A 16,579-nucleotide genomic window follows, 5' to 3' on the forward strand; every position below is an offset into this window, starting at 1 on the left:
TTACCTTATCCCGTTAACCTTTCGACATGGTCGCGTCCCTTTCCAGCCGAGTCAGGACCCTGTGCCTGATCCTGTGCCTCCTGCTGGTGGCGCTGGCCGCGCTGCTGCTCGACGCATCCTATCAGATGAACCGCAGCCTGCGCTGGGTGACGCATTCCTCGCAGGTGCTGCAGACCGCGACGCAGGCGCTGACCGAACTGCAAGCGGCGGAATCGGGGCAGCGGGGCTTCACCCTGACGCGCAATCCGGAATTCGCCGCCGGCTTTGACGCGCATGTCGTCAGCGCCCAGGCCAGCGCCGCCCAGCTCGTCAGGCTGACCGCCGACAATCCGGTGCAGAACAGCAACGCCAGAGCCATCCAGACGCTGACCGGCGAGCGGATCGACAATCTGCGCACGACCGCCCGGCTCGCGCGCACGGGCGATTTCGACGGCGCGCGCGCGTCCACGGCAAGCGGCCGCGGCCGGGCGATCATGGCGCTGATCGGCGCGCGCATCGACATGTTTCTGACCGAGGAGCGCGCGCTCGCGACGTCGCGCATGGAAACGGTCGACCGGCGGCTCAACTTCATCCGGCTGGCAGTGCTGGGCGGCACGCCGATCGCGCTCCTCTTCATTGCGATCATGGCGATCGCGCTCGTCCGCCGCATCAAGGGGCCGGTGCGCGCGATGGTGCAGGTGATGGGCGACCTGGGATCGGGCGACCGCAGCGCGCGGATCGAGGCGGCGATGCAGTCGCGCGAATTCGAGAGGCTGGCCGAAGGCTATAACGCGATGGCGAGCGAGCTGGAGACCGCCGTCGCCGACCAGGTGCGCAGTGAGGAACAGCTGCGCATCGCCAATCTGGAACTCAGCCGCAACGCAACCATCCTTCAGGCGCGCGGCGAAGTGATCGAGCTGCTGGGCGGGATGGCGCACCGGATGCAGGCGGCCCGCACCGACGAGGAACTGGCGGCAATCATCCACGCCTTCGTGCCGCGCGTCCTGCCCGGCATACCCGGCGCGCTCTATGCGCATAATAATTCGCGCAACCTGCTGGTGCCGATCGCGGCGTGGGAGGGGATGGAGATCGACCCCACCGGCTTCCCGCCCGACCAATGCTGGGCCCTGCGGCGCGGGCGCAGCCATTCGGTGGACGATGCGGACCGGGACATTGTGTGCGGCCATGTCGCGCCCGAAGGCCTGCCCTATCATTGCGAGCCGTTGCTGGCGGGCGGCGAAGTCATCGGCGTCCTCTATCTCAACCGGCTGATCGACGCGGAAAGCCAGTTCCGGCTGACCCTGCTGGGCGAAAATATCGCGTCCGCTCTGGTGAATCATCGCCTGCAGCGGGGCTTGCGCGAACAGACGATCCGCGATCCGCTGACCGGCCTGTTCAACCGCCGTTACATGGAAGAGGCGCTGGCGCTGGAGATCGCGCGGGCTTCGCGGTCGCGCACGACGCTCAGCGTGGTGATGTGCGACGTCGATCATTTCAAGCGCTTCAACGACGAATTCGGGCATGATGCGGGCGACGCGGTGCTGCAGGCGGTGGCGGCAGAGATGCGCCAGCGTTTCCGCGACGGCGATGTGGTGTGCCGTTATGGCGGCGAGGAATTCACCATCATCGCGCCGGGTTCGACCGCCGTCACACTGGCGCAGCGCGTCGAAATCGTGCGGCAGGCCATTGCCGAGCTGAAGGTCAGCCAGAATGGCAAGGCGCTGGGGTCGATGACCATGTCCTTCGGCATCGCCAGCTGGGACGAGAGCATGTCGCGCGAGGGATCGGCGCTGATCCATGCCGCCGACGCCGCCCTCTATCGCGCCAAGCGCGAGGGCCGCAATCGCGTCGTGCTGGCGGAGACGCGCGCCATCGCGGCGGAGTGATCGCTGCGGAGTGATCGCTGCGGAGTGATCGCTGCGGCAGGGGTGTATTTTCCACGCGCATGCGCGTAAGGGCGGCGCCGAACGCATCCGCCTTTTGCCTCAGGAAAGCCTCTCCCATGTCCGACGTCACCATCAAGCGCGCCCTCCTGTCCGTGTCCGACAAGGCCGGACTGATCGAATTGGGCCAGGCGCTGCAGGCCCATGGCGTCGAACTGGTGTCGACCGGCGGCACCGCCAAGGCGCTGCGCGACGCAGGGTGCCAAGTGAAGGATATTTCCGACCTCACCGGCTTTCCCGAAATGATGGACGGCCGCGTCAAGACGCTGCACCCCAAGGTGCATGGCGGCCTGCTGGCCGTGCGGGGCAACCCCGAGCATGTCGCGTCGATGGACGCGCATGCCATCGGCGCGATCGACCTGGTCGTCGTCAATCTCTACCCCTTCGCCGCCACCGTCGCCAAGGGCGCGGAGCGCGAGGAGATCATCGAAAATATCGACATTGGCGGCCCGTCGATGGTCCGTTCCGCCGCGAAGAACCACGAAAGCGTGGCGATCGTCACCGATCCCGCCGACTATGCCCGGCTGATCGCGGAAATGAGCGAAAAGGGCGGCGCGACCAGCTATAATTTCCGCCGGATGCTGGCGGCCAAGGCCTATGCGGCGACGGCCGCCTATGATTCGATGATCGCCAGCTGGTTCGCCTTCGCAGATCAGGGCGTCGCACTCCCCGAAACGCTCAGCCTGGCGAGCAAGCTGGGCGCGACGCTGCGCTATGGCGAAAATCCGCACCAGTCCGCCGCCCTCTATTTGCCCGTCGGGCCGAGCGCCAACGGCATCGCCCAGGCGCGCCAGATCCAGGGCAAGGAACTGAGCTACAATAATTACAATGATGCCGACGCCGCGCTGGAGCTGGTCAGCGAGTTTCGCGACGGCCCGCCGACCGTCGTCATCGTCAAGCACGCCAATCCGTGCGGCGTCGCCACCGGCGACACGCTGATCGAAGCCTATGAAGCCGCGCTCGCCTGCGACAGCGTGTCGGCCTTTGGCGGCATCATCGCGGTCAACCGCCCGCTCGATGGCCCCACCGCCGAAGCGATCAGCGGCATCTTCACCGAAGTCGTGGCCGCGCCCGACGCCGATGACGACGCCAAGGCGATCTTCGCGAAGAAGAAGAATCTGCGCCTGCTGCTGACCGGCGACCTGCCCGACCCGGCGCGTCCGGGGCTGCAGGTCAAGAGCATCGCCGGGGGCATGCTGGTCCAGGGCCGCGACAATGGCCGCGTGACGCAGGACATGCTCAAGACCGTGACGAAGCGCGCGCCCAGCGAACAGGAGCTCAAGGACTGTCTGTTCGCCTGGACCGTCGCCAAGCATGTCAAGTCCAACGCCATCGTCTATGCCAAGGACGGCAGCACCGCGGGCGTGGGCGCGGGCCAGATGAACCGCCTCGAATCCGCGCGCATCGCCGCGTGGAAGGCGAAGGACGCAGCGGAGAAGGCAGGCTGGGCCCAGCCGCGGACGATCGGATCGGCCGTCGCCTCCGACGCCTTCTTCCCCTTCGCCGACGGGCTGCTGGCGGCGGTGGAGGCGGGCGCCACGGCGGTGATCCAGCCGGGCGGATCGATCCGCGACGAGGAAGTGATCGCCGCCGCCGACGACGCCGGCCTTGCCATGGTCTTCACCGGCATGCGCCATTTCCGGCACTGAGCCGGTCGCATCGACGATATCGCGGTCAACGGACTGGAACAGGCAGAGGGATCGCCCTGATGCGGTTGCGAAGGATGATCTTCGCAGCCGCAAAATCGCGGAAATCCGCCACTTTCTCTCAACTGGCCTCTTTTCAACCCCGCCGGCGACGCCTATCTAAGGCGCGACCCTACTTCCACGTCAGACGTGGGGCGGAAGACCAAAACATGTTCGACAGGAGACAAGGATGAGCATGAAGACGCTGGCGGCCCTGGCCGCCACGATGGCCCTTGCGCTGCCCGCCGCGGCGAGCGCCGGCACCGACAATATGGATGTGATCGTCGACGGCAATAGCGGCGCGGAAACGCGATCGGTGGCCGTGTCTGTCGCCGACCTCAACCTCGCCAGCGCCAGCGGCATCCGCCGCGCCGATTACCGGCTGATTCGCGCGTCCAAGCAGGTGTGCGGCTTCGTCAACGGATCGATCATCCCGGTGACCGAGGATTATCGCAACTGCTACGGCGCCGCGCTGGATGGCGCGCGCAGCGACCTCAACGCCCTGGCGCAGCGCCAGGGCTGACGCTTCCGCTTTTTCGCCTTCCCCGCACGAAGGGGACCATGGGGCCGTTCCGCATCACCCGGGACGGCCCTTTGTCATGGGATTGCAGGCAAAGGCCGGCTGCGCATCTTGCGGATCAGGCGGGCTGGAAGCTGAGCGCGACGCCGTTTATGCAATAGCGCTTGCCCGTGGGTCTGGGGCCATCGTCAAACACATGGCCCAGATGCCCGCCACAGCGCGCGCAATGCACTTCGGTGCGCGGATAGCCGAGCGCGACGTCGCGGTTGGTCCCGACCGCGCGGGGCAGCGGCGCCCAGAAGCTGGGCCAGCCGGTGCCGCTGTCGAACTTCGTCCTGGAACTGAAAAGCTGCTGGCCGCATCCCGCGCACGCAAATACACCCGCGCGATGCTCCTTGTTGAGCGGGCTGCTATAGGGATGCTCGGTCGCTTCCTGCCGCAGCACCTTGTAGGCCCAGGGGCTGAGCTTCCTTCGCCATTGCGCGTCGGTCAGCCTGTAAGGATAGGCCGCCTGCGCGCTGCCCGGCAGCCATTGCCACAGCGCGATCGCGCCCGCGCCGCTGGCGATGCCGCCCAGAAAATGCCGTCGGTCCATGTCGCGCCTTGTAGCGCGATCAGCCTGTCGCCGGCCTGAACAGCCCCTTCCACCAGCGCCCGCCCGATTGCATCACATGGCGGCGGAACAGCAGCACGCCCACGCGGATGATGAGCGCCACGAACGCCGCCTGCCACAGCAAGGCGAGCAGATGCGGCCACAGCGCGCCTTCTTGCCCCGCGCGCGCGATCATTGCGAAGGGCGAGCTGAAGGGAAAGATGCAGGCGGCGATCTCCGCGGGCGATCCCATATGGTCGACGGCATAGCTGGCGAAGAAGAAGATCAGCATCTGCCCCATGGTGATCGGCATGTTGAGCGTCTGCACTTCGCGCACCGTCGCGGCCTGCGCGCCGATCCCCAGGAACAGCGATCCCAGCAGCGTATAGGCCATGGTGAAATAGAGCAGCGCCAGCCCCAGGAAGATCGGCCAGCCCACCGCCGGCACTGGCAGGGTCGATGGCTGGCCGCCCGCCGCCAGGAAAATGGCGAAGGCGGTGCCGCCCCAGAAGGCGATGCCGACCAGGCTCATCGCCAGCATCGCCATCAGCTTGCCCAGGAAGATCGCGTCGATCGGCACGGCGGCCGCCAGTATCTCAATGATCTTGTTCGTCTTTTCCTCGACCAGGTTGGACAGGATCATGCCGGCGAGCAGGATGGTGAGGAAGAAGATCACCACCTGCGCCGCCCGGCCGATCAGCAGCCGCGCCTGCGCCTGCGCGCCGCGGCTGGTGGCGACTTCCTGCCGTTCCACCGCGACGAAGCGCAAGGTCCGTTCGGCGAGCGCCGCGGTCGAGAGCAGGCTGACATCGCCCTGCAGCCGGTCGAGATCGACGGGCTTGCCGGTCAGCACCGGCCGGGCGAGCGTGCCCGAGATGATCGCCACCACCTCCGATCCCGGCCGCGCCAGCTGGGCGCGCGGGTCCGGGGCGAGCGGCGCCGTCCGCAGGCGCGGCAGCGATTCCGCGCCCATGCGCGCGGTCAGCCGGCCATGGGCGCGCAGCAGCGCCGCGCTGTCCGCGGGCGCGAGCGCGACGCCCACAACCGGGCGCAGGTCGGTGCTGGAAATCCGCTCGCCCAGCCCGCCAAAGGCGAAGCCGATGACGATCGGCAGCAGCGGCCCCAGCAGGAAGAGGATGAAGGTGCGCGACAGCACGACGGCGGTGAAGTCCCGCCGCGCAATGACGAAGGCGGCGCGCCAGAGCTGCATCATGGCTGCGCCTCTTCGTCCGCATCGTCCTGCATCTGCCGCGCCGCCGCCGCGCCCGCGATCGCGACGAAGGCGTCGTGCAGGCCCGGCCGCTCGATCGACAGGCTTTCGATGCCCGCCCGGTCGTCGATCAGCGCGCGCAGCAGCGGCTCGATCCCTTCCTGGGGCAAAGCGAAATGCCAGCCGCCCTCCTGCGCCATCGTGTCGGGCGGCAGCGCGCGGCGCCAGGCGCCATCGACCGACCGGGTGCGCAGCCGCACCTGCGGGCGCAGCCGGTCGCGCGCGTCGCTGACCGTGCCTTCGAACCGGATGCGTCCGCCCGCGATGATCGCGATGCGCTCGCACAGCCTTTCGGCATGGGCGATGACATGGGTGGAAAAGAGGATGGTGACGCCGCGCCGCGCCTGTTCGCGGATCAACGCCTCCAGCTTTTCCTGGTTGATCGCGTCCAGCCCGGAAAAGGGTTCGTCCAGCACGATCAGGCGCGGTTCGTGGACGATGGTGCCGAACAGCTGCACCGTCTGCGCCATGCCCTTGGACAGCTGGCGGATCGGCTTGGCGATGGCCGCGCTCATGCCATGGCCTTCCAGCAGCGCCTTGGCCCGCCGGCGGCCTTCCGCCAGCGGCAGCCCGCGCAGCGCGCCCATGAAGGCGATCGCCTCATAGGCCTTCATCGACGGATAGAGGCCGCGCTCTTCCGGCAGATAGCCGACCTGCCGCGCCATGCGCAAAGGCTGGGCCGCGCCCAGCAGGCTGCGTTCGCCCGCATCGGGGTCGATGATCCCCAGCAAGGTGCGCAGCAGCGTCGTCTTGCCCGCGCCATTGGGCCCCAATATGCCGTAGATGGCGCCGGCGGGCACGGCGATGTCGACGCCGTCGACCGCGCGAAAGCTGCCGAAACTCTTGACAAGCCCATGGCCTTCGACGGCATAGGCGGGCGCCTGGACGGAAGAAAAGGCCGGAGTGTCGCCGATCATCCCGTCCTGATAGTCTGGACCCGTGCCCGTGCCTATAGAAACCTTGGAGCAGCGCCTGAAGGCGGAGGCGGAGCGGCTGGGCTTCGCCGCCTGCCGCATCGCCGACGCCGACGCCGCGCCCAAAAGCGCCGCGCGGCTGCGCGCCTGGCTGGATGCGGGCCATCATGGCGACATGCTGTGGATGGAGGAGCGCGCGCACCAGCGCGGGTCGCCGCGCGGCCTGTGGCCCGACGTGCGCAGCGTCATCATGCTGGGGATGAGCTATGCCCCCGGGCGCGATCCGCTGGCGCTGGCCGACGCGCCGGACCGGGCGCGCTTTTCGGTCTATGCGCAGGGCAAGGATTATCACGACGTCGTCAAGAAGGCGCTGAAGGCGCTGGCCCGCTGGCTGGTGGAGCAGCAGGCGCGCGAGGGCGAGGCCGGCGGCCTCAAGGTTTTCGTCGATACAGCCCCGGTGATGGAAAAGCCGCTGGCGCAGGGTGCGGGGCTCGGCTGGCAGGGCAAGCACAGCAATCTGGTCAGCCGCGATCATGGCAGCTGGCTGTTCCTGGGGGCCATCTATACCGAAAGGGCACTGACGCCCGACGGACCGGAGCGCGACCATTGCGGCAGCTGCACCGCTTGCCAGGCCGCCTGCCCGACCGACGCCTTCCCCGCCCCCTATGTCGTCGACGCGCGGCGCTGCATCTCCTACCTCACCATCGAGCATAAGGGCCCGATCCCGGAAGCGCTGCGCGAAGGGATCGGCAACCGCGTCTATGGCTGCGACGATTGCCTGGCGGTCTGCCCCTGGAACAAGTTCGCCGACCATGCCGCCGCGAACAAGGCGTTCATCGGCCGCGCCGAACTGGCCGCGCCAGCGATCGGCGATCTGCTCGACCTCGATGACGCGACCTTTCGCGAGATTTTCTCCGGCTCGCCTATCAAGCGCATCGGCCGCAATCGCCTGGTCCGCAACGCCGCCATCGCCGCGGGCAACAGCGGCGACCCGCGCTTGCTGGCGCGCCTGCAGGCGCTGGTCGGCGACGAAGATCCGGTGGTCGCCGAAGCCGCGGCCTGGGCGATCGGAAAGCTGTCGACCTAGCCGATCCGCATCACCGTCGTCCGAAGATGTCGCGCTCCGCCTCCCCCTCGTCATCCCCGAGCGGGCAGGGATCGCGGGCGTCGGGAGGCAAGACTATGGGCAAGCCTCGCCATCCTATTTGCTTCCAAAATAGGATTTGCTCTGGTCTAGCCTTGGCGATGGATCAGCACCGCTCCTGCTCGTCGCCGCGCGTCATGTTCGTGTCGCGTCCATGTCGCTTCGCTGTCGCCTACCGGGCGCGAAGCGGGCGCTTCGGGCCCGAAAAGCCCGACGACACTGTGAACTTCGGCCGGACCGAACAGCGACGGCTATTTCGTCTGCAGCGCGGTCACGCAGGCGCCGGGATCGACGTCCGCGCCGGCCGGATTGCGCGCGTCGATATGCGTCACCACCGGCTCCTTGCCGCGCGCGGGCGCGTAGAGATAGGCGTCGAGCACGCAGCGGCCATTGGCGAATTGCAGCTTGCGCACCGTGGTCTCGCGAATGTCGAGCCGGGGCGCGCCGAACAACTGGGTCAGGCGGCGTGCGTCCGATCCCATCAACGGCCCCTGTTTCTGGAAGGCGCTGGCCGGTGGGCCGGCGGGCGGCGGGGCGTAGCTGCCCCTGGGCACGACCGATCCGCCACAGGCCGCGAGCGGCGCCAGCAGCAGAAACGACAGGAAACGGGGGGCAGTCATGATCTGGTCTTCCGGCCGAGCAGCATATGAACCGCCATAGCCGCGCTGAAGATCGGCGCAAGCAGGTTGACCAGCGGCACCAGGAAGAGAAGCGCCGACACGAGCCCCATGAGCCACCGGCCGCCGCGCGGGAGCGGCGGCAGCGCGGGATGGCGGGGCTGCACCATGTCGGCCATGTCGCGGCCCAGCAGATAGGCGTTGAGCGCCAGGAACAGGCCGATCGTGCCCACCCCCGTCACCAGCAGCGCCAGATAGGCCGGCAGCGCCAGCAGGTTCCAGCCGATCGTGCGGACCAGCGATGCGAGCGCCAAGCGCAGGCTGCGCCCCCATCCGACCGGCCGGGCGACGACATGGGGATAATCGGCGCGCTCGACCGCTTCGATGATGTCGTCGGCGAAAAGGCCCATCACCGCCATCGCCGTCGCGCGGAACAGCAGCCAGCCCGCCGCGATCAAGGCCAGCGCCGTCGCGGTGGCTTCGGCATATCCGCCGCCACCCCAGCCCAGCCACAGCCGCAGCCCATGGAACCCCGCCCACAACGCCGCCGCCAGCACGCCGAAGAGCAGCAAGCTGAGGATCAGCGTCTTGCCCATCAGGCGCAGCGTCACGCGCTGGAAGATGGAGGGCACGGCGCGCAGGACGGCGGTAAGGACCATGGCCCAGCTATCCTACCGCCCGGCCGCGTCGTCAATCAGCGCCGTTGCATGGGGCCCGCCGGGCCGGTAGAGACGACGAAATTTTCTTACCAGCACAAGGATATTGCGTGACCGCATCCGCTCCCACGCTCGACGTCGTCGCCATCGGCAACGCCATTGTCGATGTTCTCGCCCGCAGCGACGACGCCTTTCTAGCGCAGCATGCGCTGACCAAGGGCGGCATGCAGCTGATCGACGCGGAGATGGCCGAAACCCTTTATGCCGACATGCCCCAGGCCAAGGAGATCAGCGGCGGGTCGGCGGCCAATACGCTGGCGGGCCTGGCGGCGTTGGGCAAGAAGTGCGGCTTCATCGGCCAGGTCAATGACGACCAGCTGGGCGAGGTTTTCGCGCATGACGTCCATGCGCTCGGCATTCGGTTCGACACGCCGGCGATGCAGGGCGACGTGCCGACCGCCCGCTGCCTCATCCTGGTGACGCCCGACGCCCAGCGCACGATGAACACCTTCCTGGGTGCGTCGCAGTTCCTGCCGGAGACGGCCCTGGACCTCGACATGATCCGTTCGGCCGGCATCCTCTATCTGGAAGGCTATTTGTGGGATCCCGAGCAGCCGCGCGCGGCGATGCGGGCAGCGATCGACGCGGCGCGCGAAGCGGGCCGCAAGGTCGCCTTCACCCTGTCCGACAATTTTGTCATCGAGCGCCATCGCGCCGACTTCGTCGATTTGATCGACCAGGGGTTGATCGACATCCTCTTTTCCAATGAAGGCGAGATCCAGTCGCTGGCGCAGATGGATGATTTCGACGAGGCGCTCGGCGTCTTCGCGGCCAAGGTTCCGGTGCTGGTGTCGACCCGCAGCGAAAAGGGCGCGGTCGCCGTGGTCGACGGCATGCGCCACGAAGCGCCCGCCGCGCCGGTCAGCCAGATCATCGACACGACGGGTGCCGGCGACCTGTTCGCCGCCGGCTTCCTGGCTGCCCATATCGACGGGCGCGACGTCGCCGACTGCCTGAAGCTGGGCGCGGCGGCGGCGGCCGAGGTGATTTCGCACTGGGGCGCACGGCCCGAGGCCGATCTGGTGGTGATCCGCGACCAGCTGTTCGCCTGATCCTGCGCGGCGGACGGCGCGGCCGGGCTGCGGCTCAGTCGCCCTTCTGCCGGCGGAACAGGGCGCGGTCGTCGGGGCCGAAGCCCCAGCGCCAGATGACCAGCGCATAGGCGCCCAGGATCGCCCAGACGCCGACCGCCAGCTCCACCCATTCCAGCCTCGGCGGCAGGGCGACGAAGCCCGCGCCGACGATGCACGCGACGCCCGCCGCGCTCAGCAGCGGCCAGCGCCAGGCGTTGATCGGCGCGCCCAGCAGCCGCGAGAGCAACCGCGCCTTCACCAGCGCGCCCAGCGCCAGGGCAAGGCAGAGCGCCAGCGCGGGCGCGGCGGCGACCCAGAGGCCGGGCAGCTTCAGCTGCCGCGCCAGCAGGATGAGCGCGAAGCTGAACGCCGCCTGGCACCCGATCATGACCAGCGAGATCATCAGGTTGCGGTGCCGCGCGATATAGACCAGCGCCGATTCGCTGACCACCGCCGTCGCCGCCACCACTTCGGCCAGCAGCAGGAAGGCGAGCGCGCCGGTGCCGCCGACGAAATGCGGCCCCACCAGGCCCATCACCGCTTCGCCCGGAATGCCGAGCGCCAGGGCGATGCCCGCCTGCGCCGCGATGATCCAGAAACCGACCTGGCTCACCTGCTTGGCGATGGCGGCCAGGTTGTTTTCAGCCAGGTTGCGGGTGATGACCGGGCCCATGATCGGGTCGAAGCTGGTCTTGAGCTTCTGCGGCAGCGACGCGACCTGCTGCGCCACATAATAGATGCCGATCACCGCCGGGCTGACGAACAGGCCCAGGATCGCCATGTCGAGCCGGCGCGAGCCCCATTCGACGCCATCGGCCGCCGCCAGCGGCAGGTTGCGCCGCGCCAGACGCCACAGCCGGCAGCCATCGGGCCGCCAGCCGCGCGGGACGCCATAATGGCGGACCAGCGGGATGAGCGAGGCGACGAGCGCGGCGATCATCGACACGGCATAGGAGAGGATGAGGCCGTCGCGCGTCGAATAGAAAGCGAAGGCGAAAGCACCAATGCTGATCGTCCAGGGTTCGATGATCGAGCGCGCGCGCACCGTCGCGCCGATGTCGAAGCGGTAGGCGCAGGCGGCGAGCGCAACGTCTGACCCGGCGACGCCGATCACGACCAGCGCCAGCAGCCGGTCGAGCCCGTTGATGCTGCTGTTGGGGAACATCGCCTGCGGCACCGCGATCAGGATGGCGGCGCCCAGCAGGGATGCAAGGAACGTCACCAGCATCGCGTCGGCGACGACATGATTGTGCGGCCGTTCGGTCTGGGCGAGCGCGCCGGCCAGGCCCCGCTTGAGGCCCAGCGTCGCGATCTGGGCGATGAATTCCACCACCAGCACCGCATAGGCGAAGCGGCCCAGCGCATCGGCGCCATACCAGCGGCCGGCGATGAAGAGGAAGGGCAAGCGCGCGGCCAGCCGCAGCAGGAAGCCGAAGATATTGGTGCGCCCGCCCTTCGCCAGAGCGGCGATATCGTCCCGATCCTCGGGCAGCGACATGTCGGTCGCGGTCAGTGGCGGTTCGACCTGCGTCATGAAGAAGAGGCGGTTATAGGCACGGGGAAAGGCGGCGCGCCGTCATTCGGGCCGCAGCGGGCGCGCGAGCAGCGCGTCGATCACGTCGGCCAGCGGCGCTGCGTCGGCGAGCAGAGCGCAGACCGCCTCCACCACCGGCATTTCGACGCCCGCGGCGCGCGCCGCATCGCGCAGCACCGGCGCGGTATGCGCGCCCTCCGCCACGGTGCGGCGATTGGACAGAAGGTCGGCCGCGCGCGCCCCTTCGCCCAGTCCCTTGCCCAGCGAGAAGTTGCGCGAATTGGTCGAGGAGCAGGTGAGGACGAGGTCGCCCAGGCCCGACAGGCCGCCCAGCGTCTCCGCGCGTGCCCCGCGCGCAAGGCCGAACCGCGTCATTTCCGCAAAACCGCGCGAGATGAGCGCGGCGCGGGCGTTGAGCCCCAGCCCTGCTCCTTCCGCCACGCCGCAGGCGATGGCGAGCACATTCTTGACCGCGCCGCCGATTTCCGCGCCGATCACATCGTCCGAGAGATAGGGGCGGAAGGACGCCCGCGCGATGCGCGCGGCGAGGCGCTGGCCTAGGTCGCGATCCTCGCACGCCAATGTGATCGCGGTCGGCAGGCCCCGGGCGACTTCATGCGCGAAGGTCGGGCCGGACAGGACCGCAATGGGCGAACCGGGCCGGGCCTGCTGCGCCACTTCCGACATCAGCAGGCTGGTGCCCGCCTCAATCCCCTTGGAGCAGAGGACGAGCGGCACGCCGGCCGGCGCCTGCGCGACGACGCGGCGCAGATGCTGGGCCGGACTGACCACCAGCAGCATCTCGCATCCCGCAAGGTCGGCCATGGCGCCGGTGGCGCGGATTGAAGGAGAGAGCGGGATATTGGCCAGATAGAGCGGATTTTCGTGGCCGGCGTTGATGGCGTCGACCACGTCCGGCTCAAGCGCCCACAGCGCGACATCCTGCCCATCGCTGGCCAGCAACTGGGCCAGCGCCGTGCCCCATGCGCCCGCGCCAATGACTCCCGCCTTCATGCCTTCACTCCTGCGCCGCGCGCCTTTTCCGCCGCCGGGTCGAGCGGCCAGCGCGGACGGGCGGGGACGGTCAGATCATCGATCAGCCCGGCCTTGTAGCGCTCTGCGCCCGCCCAGGCGATCATCGCCGCATTGTCGGTGCACAGCCACAGCGGCGGCGCGACGAAGGGCAGGTCATGCGCGGCGGCCAGCTCTTCCAACGCCGCCCGGATCGCCTGGTTGGCCGCGACGCCGCCCGCCACGACCAGCGCGGTCACGCCCGCGCTGTCGCCCAGCGCGCGCCGGGTGCGATCCACCAGGCAGTCGATCACCGCTTGCTGGAAGCTCGCGGCGATATCCTGCGTCGCATATTGGCCGGACTGAACCGCGCGCATCACCGCGCTCTTAAGGCCAGCGAAAGAAAAATGCGGCTCGGCCGTGCCGACCAGCGGACGCGGCAGCGGCACTGCTCGGGGATCGCCCCCGGCCGCGGCCTTTTCCACCTGCGGCCCGCCGGGATAGCCAAGGCCCAGCAGCTTGGCGGTCTTGTCGAACGCCTCGCCCGCGGCATCGTCAATGGTGGTGGCGAGCCGGGCATAGTCGCCCGGCCCCTTCACATGCAGCAGCTGGCAATGCCCGCCCGACACGAGCAGCAGCAGATAGGGGAATTGCAGCGTCGGATCGGCAAGGCGCGGCGAGAGCGCATGTCCCTCCAGATGATTGACCGCCACCAGCGGCTTGCCCGCGGCATGGGCCAGCGCCTTGCCGGTGACGAGGCCGACCATGACGCCGCCGATCAGGCCCGGCCCGGCGGTGGCGGCGATGACATCCACATCCGTCAGCGTCATCTTCGCGTCGGCGAGGGCCGCTTCGACCAGCGGGCTGAGCGCCTCGACATGGGCGCGCGCGGCAATTTCGGGCACCACGCCGCCATAGGGACGATGCGCATCCTCCTGCGTCGCCAGCCTGTGCGCGAGGATCCGCCCGTCGGCCGTCACCAGCGCCGCCGCGGTTTCATCGCAGCTCGATTCCAGGCCGAGAATGATGGTCATTGCCGCTTCCATCTAATGCCGCTGGTCATTAGAGCAAGCCGGATATGCTTTTCACCGATCGACCGTTGCGCCTGGGCACCAGGGGTTCGCCGCTTGCGCTGGCGCAGGCGCGCATGACCGCGCAGGCGCTGATCGCCGCTCATGGCTGGAGCGCGGACGCGATCGAGATCATCACCGTCCAGACCAGCGGCGACCGGATCCAGGACCGCGCCCTGGCAGATATTGGCGGCAAGGCGCTGTGGACGAAGGAACTGGATCGCGCGCTGGTCGCGGGGGAAACCGACCTGTCGGTCCACAGCATGAAGGACGTGGAAACGCTGCGACCGGACATTTTCCACATCGCCGCCATGCTGCCGCGCGCGGATGTGCGCGACAAGCTGGTGGGCGCCGCGGATTTCGACGCGCTGCCGGCCAATCCGCTGGTCGGCACCAGCTCGCCCCGGCGTGGCGCGCAGGTGAAAAGGCTGCGTCCAGACGCCACCATCACGCTGTTCCGCGGCAATGTCGCGACCAGGCTCGCCAAGCTGGCGGCGGGCGAGGTGCATGCGACGCTGCTGGCGGCGGCCGGGCTCGACCGGCTGGAACAGAGCGACGTGGGCACGCTGGTCCCGGTCGACACGATGCTGCCCGCTCCGTCGCAGGGCGCCGTCGGGATCGAGGCGCTGGCCGACAATCAGCCGGTGATCGCGGCGCTGCGCGCAGTCAATCATGGCGACACGAGCGATGCTGTACTGATGGAGCGCGCGGTGCTGCGCGGCCTGGGCGGCACCTGCCATTCGCCGATCGCGGCGCTGGCGCTGGTCGAGGGCGACCAGTTGTTCCTGCGCGCCGAGATCATCAGTCCCGACGGGCAGGAGACGGTGCGCGAGGAAGCGCGGCTCGCGCGCGGCGACCTGGCCGCTGGCGAGGCGCTGGGAGAGCGGCTGCTGCGTGGCGCCAGCCCGGCCCTGCGCGCCCTGTTCGAGGCATGAGCCGCCTCTTCGTCCTGCGCCCCCAGCCGGCCGCGGCGCGCACGGCGGCAAAGGCCGCGGCAATGGGCCTGGATGCGCGCGTGCATCCGCTGTTTGCGCCCGAGGCCATTGCGTGGAGCCCGCCACCGGTCCAGGATTTCGACGCCTTGCTGCTGACCAGCGCCAATGGCGCGCGCTGCGCCGGGCCGGCGCTGGCGCGCTACCGGGCGCTGCCGGCCTATGCCGTGGGCGCGGCGAGCGCGCAGGCGCTCGCGTCGGAAGGCTTTGGCGATGTGATCGCCGGAGCCGGCGATGGCAGCGCGATCGCGGCGCGCATGGCGCAGGACGGACACCGCCACGCGCTGCACCTGGCCGGCGCGACGGTCGCGCCGATCGACAGCGGGACGCTGACGATCACGCGCATCCCCGTCTATCGCATGGTTGCCTTGCCGGCTGATCCGGCGCTACCGGCGGCGGCGACGCCCGGTTCGGTGATGCTGGTCCATTCCGCCCGCGCCGGCGAGCAGTTGGCGGCGCAGATGCCATCGTCCAGCCGCGCGACGCTGCACCTGATCGCGATCAGCCCGGCGGCGCTCAGCGCTTGCGGCGGGGGATGGGCGAGCGCATCCGCGCCGGCGCACCCCCAGGATGACGAGATGCTGGCCCTCGCCCGCGCTTTGTGCGAAGGACAGGCGCAATGACAGAGAAACGGGTCAGCATGAATGAGGACGGCGGAGTGGATGCAGGCGCTCCGACGATCGCGACCGCACGCCGGCGCAGCATCCTGCCCTTGCTCATTCTGGTCCTGCTGGCCTTCGTTCTGGGCGTGGCGCTGACCGTCTGGGCCTGGCCGCAGATCGAGCGGCGCTGGGGCGTAACCCAGGGGCAGAAGACGGCGCTGCCCGCGCCGCGCCGCGACCTGCCGGCCGCCACGCCGCGCCCGCTGACCGCGGATACGGCGCAGATGCTGGATGGACGCGTGGCGCAGCTGGAAGAGCGGCTGACCCGCATCACCGTCGAGGCGCAGGCGGCGTCGGCCAATGCGGCGCGCGCCGAAGGGCTGCTGGTCGCCTTCGCCGCGCGGCGCGCGCTGGATAATGGCGGGCCGCTCGGCTATGTCGAGGGGCAGCTGCGGCTGCGCTTCGGCCAGGCCCAGCCGCGCGCCGTCGCGACCATCATCAACGCTGCGCGCGAGCCGGTGACGCTGGCCGACCTGCGGGCGGGGCTGGCGGAGATCGGCGATGTCGTGATCACCCCGCCGGCCGGCGCGAGCTGGTGGGACGCGCTGGAGCATGAGGCGCGCGAACTCATCACCATCCGCAAGGCCAGCACGCCCTCCCCCCGGCCGGAAGCCGCCTATGACCGCGCCATGCGCTATATCGACGGCGGTCGCGTCAGCGCCGCGCTGGCCGAAGTGGAACATTTGCCAGGCCGGGCCGTGGCCGAGAAATGGGTACAGATGGCGCGTCGCTATATGGAAGCGCGTCGGGCGCTGGATCTGATCGAGACGGCGGCTATCCTGGAGCCACGCACATTGCGCAGCAGCGATGGCGCGTCCGTCACGCAGATTTCGCTGCTCGCCCCCTGAGCGTCCAAC

Annotated in this window: 16 protein-coding genes; 8 read left to right on the plus strand and 8 right to left on the minus strand. The window is 69.1% G+C overall.

The window, feature by feature from the left end:
• Window positions 1-26 precede the first annotated feature (26 nt).
• From ACGGKE_RS10105 to ACGGKE_RS10115, 3 genes are all read left to right on the plus strand, one after another.
• Window positions 27-1,865 (plus strand): diguanylate cyclase, encoded by a 1,839-nt coding sequence (locus ACGGKE_RS10105; protein WP_394437496.1) that lies wholly within the window; start codon window positions 27-29, stop codon window positions 1,863-1,865.
• A 116-nt stretch (window positions 1,866-1,981) separates the two neighbouring features.
• A complete protein-coding gene (gene purH / locus ACGGKE_RS10110) occupies window positions 1,982-3,571 on the plus strand; it encodes a bifunctional phosphoribosylaminoimidazolecarboxamide formyltransferase/IMP cyclohydrolase (protein ID WP_394437498.1) in 1,590 nt (529 codons plus the stop codon).
• A 226-nt stretch (window positions 3,572-3,797) separates the two neighbouring features.
• Window positions 3,798-4,130, plus strand: a complete 333-nt coding sequence (locus ACGGKE_RS10115) for a UrcA family protein (RefSeq protein ID WP_394437500.1) — start codon at window positions 3,798-3,800, stop codon at window positions 4,128-4,130.
• A 115-nt stretch (window positions 4,131-4,245) separates the two neighbouring features.
• Here ACGGKE_RS10115 and msrB read toward each other — a convergent pair whose 3' ends face one another.
• From msrB to ACGGKE_RS10130, 3 genes are read right to left on the minus strand one after another with little or no spacing between them, the layout of a single operon-like run.
• Complete coding sequence (gene msrB / locus ACGGKE_RS10120; protein WP_394437502.1) at window positions 4,246-4,722, minus strand: peptide-methionine (R)-S-oxide reductase MsrB; 477 nt, start codon at window positions 4,720-4,722, stop codon at window positions 4,246-4,248.
• Between the two features lie 19 nt (window positions 4,723-4,741).
• Window positions 4,742-5,932 carry an ABC transporter permease gene (locus ACGGKE_RS10125; RefSeq protein WP_394437504.1) on the minus strand — a complete coding sequence of 397 codons (1,191 nt, stop codon included), beginning with the start codon at window positions 5,930-5,932 and terminating at the stop codon, window positions 4,742-4,744.
• Window positions 5,929-6,906: an ABC transporter ATP-binding protein gene (locus ACGGKE_RS10130; RefSeq protein ID WP_394437506.1), complete on the minus strand. Its 978-nt coding sequence runs from the start codon at window positions 6,904-6,906 to the stop codon at window positions 5,929-5,931. Before ACGGKE_RS10130 ends, ACGGKE_RS10125 begins: the two co-directional genes overlap by 4 nt.
• A gap of 43 nt (window positions 6,907-6,949) precedes the next feature.
• On the opposite strand from ACGGKE_RS10130, the gene queG reads away from it, so the two are divergent.
• Complete coding sequence (queG, locus tag ACGGKE_RS10135) at window positions 6,950-7,990, plus strand: tRNA epoxyqueuosine(34) reductase QueG (RefSeq protein ID WP_394441889.1); 1,041 nt, start codon at window positions 6,950-6,952, stop codon at window positions 7,988-7,990.
• A 308-nt stretch (window positions 7,991-8,298) separates the two neighbouring features.
• Here the strand turns inward: queG and ACGGKE_RS10140 are convergent, their stop codons facing one another.
• Complete coding sequence (locus tag ACGGKE_RS10140; RefSeq protein ID WP_394437508.1) at window positions 8,299-8,667, minus strand: hypothetical protein; 369 nt, start codon at window positions 8,665-8,667, stop codon at window positions 8,299-8,301.
• Window positions 8,664-9,323, minus strand: coding sequence for an EI24 domain-containing protein (locus tag ACGGKE_RS10145; protein WP_394437510.1), 660 nt, complete (start codon window positions 9,321-9,323; stop codon window positions 8,664-8,666). Before ACGGKE_RS10145 ends, ACGGKE_RS10140 begins: the two co-directional genes overlap by 4 nt.
• Window positions 9,324-9,430: 107 nt before the next feature.
• On the opposite strand from ACGGKE_RS10145, the gene ACGGKE_RS10150 reads away from it, so the two are divergent.
• Entirely contained in the window at window positions 9,431-10,432 is a 1,002-nt protein-coding gene (locus ACGGKE_RS10150; protein ID WP_394437512.1) for an adenosine kinase, read from the plus strand.
• A gap of 34 nt (window positions 10,433-10,466) precedes the next feature.
• Here the strand turns inward: ACGGKE_RS10150 and ACGGKE_RS10155 are convergent, their stop codons facing one another.
• From ACGGKE_RS10155 to tsaD, 3 genes are read right to left on the minus strand one after another with little or no spacing between them, the layout of a single operon-like run.
• Entirely contained in the window at window positions 10,467-11,987 is a 1,521-nt protein-coding gene (locus tag ACGGKE_RS10155; RefSeq protein WP_394437514.1) for a lipopolysaccharide biosynthesis protein, read from the minus strand.
• Between the two features lie 42 nt (window positions 11,988-12,029).
• Window positions 12,030-13,001: an NAD(P)H-dependent glycerol-3-phosphate dehydrogenase gene (locus ACGGKE_RS10160; protein ID WP_394437516.1), complete on the minus strand. Its 972-nt coding sequence runs from the start codon at window positions 12,999-13,001 to the stop codon at window positions 12,030-12,032.
• A complete protein-coding gene (gene tsaD, locus ACGGKE_RS10165; RefSeq protein ID WP_394437518.1) occupies window positions 12,998-14,032 on the minus strand; it encodes a tRNA (adenosine(37)-N6)-threonylcarbamoyltransferase complex transferase subunit TsaD in 1,035 nt (344 codons plus the stop codon). The genes ACGGKE_RS10160 and tsaD overlap by 4 nt, the downstream gene beginning before the upstream one ends.
• A gap of 44 nt (window positions 14,033-14,076) precedes the next feature.
• Between tsaD and hemC the strand changes: the two genes are divergently transcribed.
• From hemC to ACGGKE_RS10180, 3 genes are read left to right on the plus strand one after another with little or no spacing between them, the layout of a single operon-like run.
• The gene (gene hemC / locus ACGGKE_RS10170; RefSeq protein ID WP_394437521.1) at window positions 14,077-15,003 is read left to right on the plus strand and encodes a hydroxymethylbilane synthase; all 927 of its coding nucleotides are present in this window, start codon (window positions 14,077-14,079) and stop codon (window positions 15,001-15,003) included.
• Window positions 15,000-15,683 carry a uroporphyrinogen-III synthase gene (locus tag ACGGKE_RS10175; RefSeq protein ID WP_394437523.1) on the plus strand — a complete coding sequence of 228 codons (684 nt, stop codon included), beginning with the start codon at window positions 15,000-15,002 and terminating at the stop codon, window positions 15,681-15,683. The genes hemC and ACGGKE_RS10175 overlap by 4 nt, the downstream gene beginning before the upstream one ends.
• Window positions 15,680-16,570, plus strand: coding sequence for a hypothetical protein (locus ACGGKE_RS10180; protein ID WP_394437525.1), 891 nt, complete (start codon window positions 15,680-15,682; stop codon window positions 16,568-16,570). The genes ACGGKE_RS10175 and ACGGKE_RS10180 overlap by 4 nt, the downstream gene beginning before the upstream one ends.
• The last annotated feature ends 9 nt before the right edge of the window (window positions 16,571-16,579 follow it).

It is taken from the genome of Sphingobium naphthae, from assembly GCF_043589935.1.
Lineage (GTDB): Bacteria > Pseudomonadota > Alphaproteobacteria > Sphingomonadales > Sphingomonadaceae > Sphingobium > Sphingobium naphthae_A.

Excerpts from the sequence above, each read along its gene's own strand:
- ACGGKE_RS10105 (WP_394437496.1), top strand. The coding sequence starts at position 27 with ATGGTCGCGTCCCTTTCCAGCCGAGTCAGGACCCTGTGCCTGATCCTG.
- purH (WP_394437498.1), top strand. The coding sequence starts at position 1,982 with ATGTCCGACGTCACCATCAAGCGCGCCCTCCTGTCCGTGTCCGACAAG.
- ACGGKE_RS10115 (WP_394437500.1), top strand. The coding sequence starts at position 3,798 with ATGAGCATGAAGACGCTGGCGGCCCTGGCCGCCACGATGGCCCTTGCG.
- msrB (WP_394437502.1), bottom strand. The coding sequence starts at position 4,722 with ATGGACCGACGGCATTTTCTGGGCGGCATCGCCAGCGGCGCGGGCGCG.
- ACGGKE_RS10125 (WP_394437504.1), bottom strand. The coding sequence starts at position 5,932 with ATGATGCAGCTCTGGCGCGCCGCCTTCGTCATTGCGCGGCGGGACTTC.
- ACGGKE_RS10130 (WP_394437506.1), bottom strand. The coding sequence starts at position 6,906 with ATGATCGGCGACACTCCGGCCTTTTCTTCCGTCCAGGCGCCCGCCTAT.
- ACGGKE_RS10140 (WP_394437508.1), bottom strand. The coding sequence starts at position 8,667 with ATGACTGCCCCCCGTTTCCTGTCGTTTCTGCTGCTGGCGCCGCTCGCG.
- ACGGKE_RS10145 (WP_394437510.1), bottom strand. The coding sequence starts at position 9,323 with ATGGTCCTTACCGCCGTCCTGCGCGCCGTGCCCTCCATCTTCCAGCGC.
- ACGGKE_RS10155 (WP_394437514.1), bottom strand. The coding sequence starts at position 11,987 with ATGACGCAGGTCGAACCGCCACTGACCGCGACCGACATGTCGCTGCCC.
- ACGGKE_RS10160 (WP_394437516.1), bottom strand. The coding sequence starts at position 13,001 with ATGAAGGCGGGAGTCATTGGCGCGGGCGCATGGGGCACGGCGCTGGCC.
- tsaD (WP_394437518.1), bottom strand. The coding sequence starts at position 14,032 with ATGACCATCATTCTCGGCCTGGAATCGAGCTGCGATGAAACCGCGGCG.
- hemC (WP_394437521.1), top strand. The coding sequence starts at position 14,077 with ATGCTTTTCACCGATCGACCGTTGCGCCTGGGCACCAGGGGTTCGCCG.
- ACGGKE_RS10175 (WP_394437523.1), top strand. The coding sequence starts at position 15,000 with ATGAGCCGCCTCTTCGTCCTGCGCCCCCAGCCGGCCGCGGCGCGCACG.
- ACGGKE_RS10180 (WP_394437525.1), top strand. The coding sequence starts at position 15,680 with ATGACAGAGAAACGGGTCAGCATGAATGAGGACGGCGGAGTGGATGCA.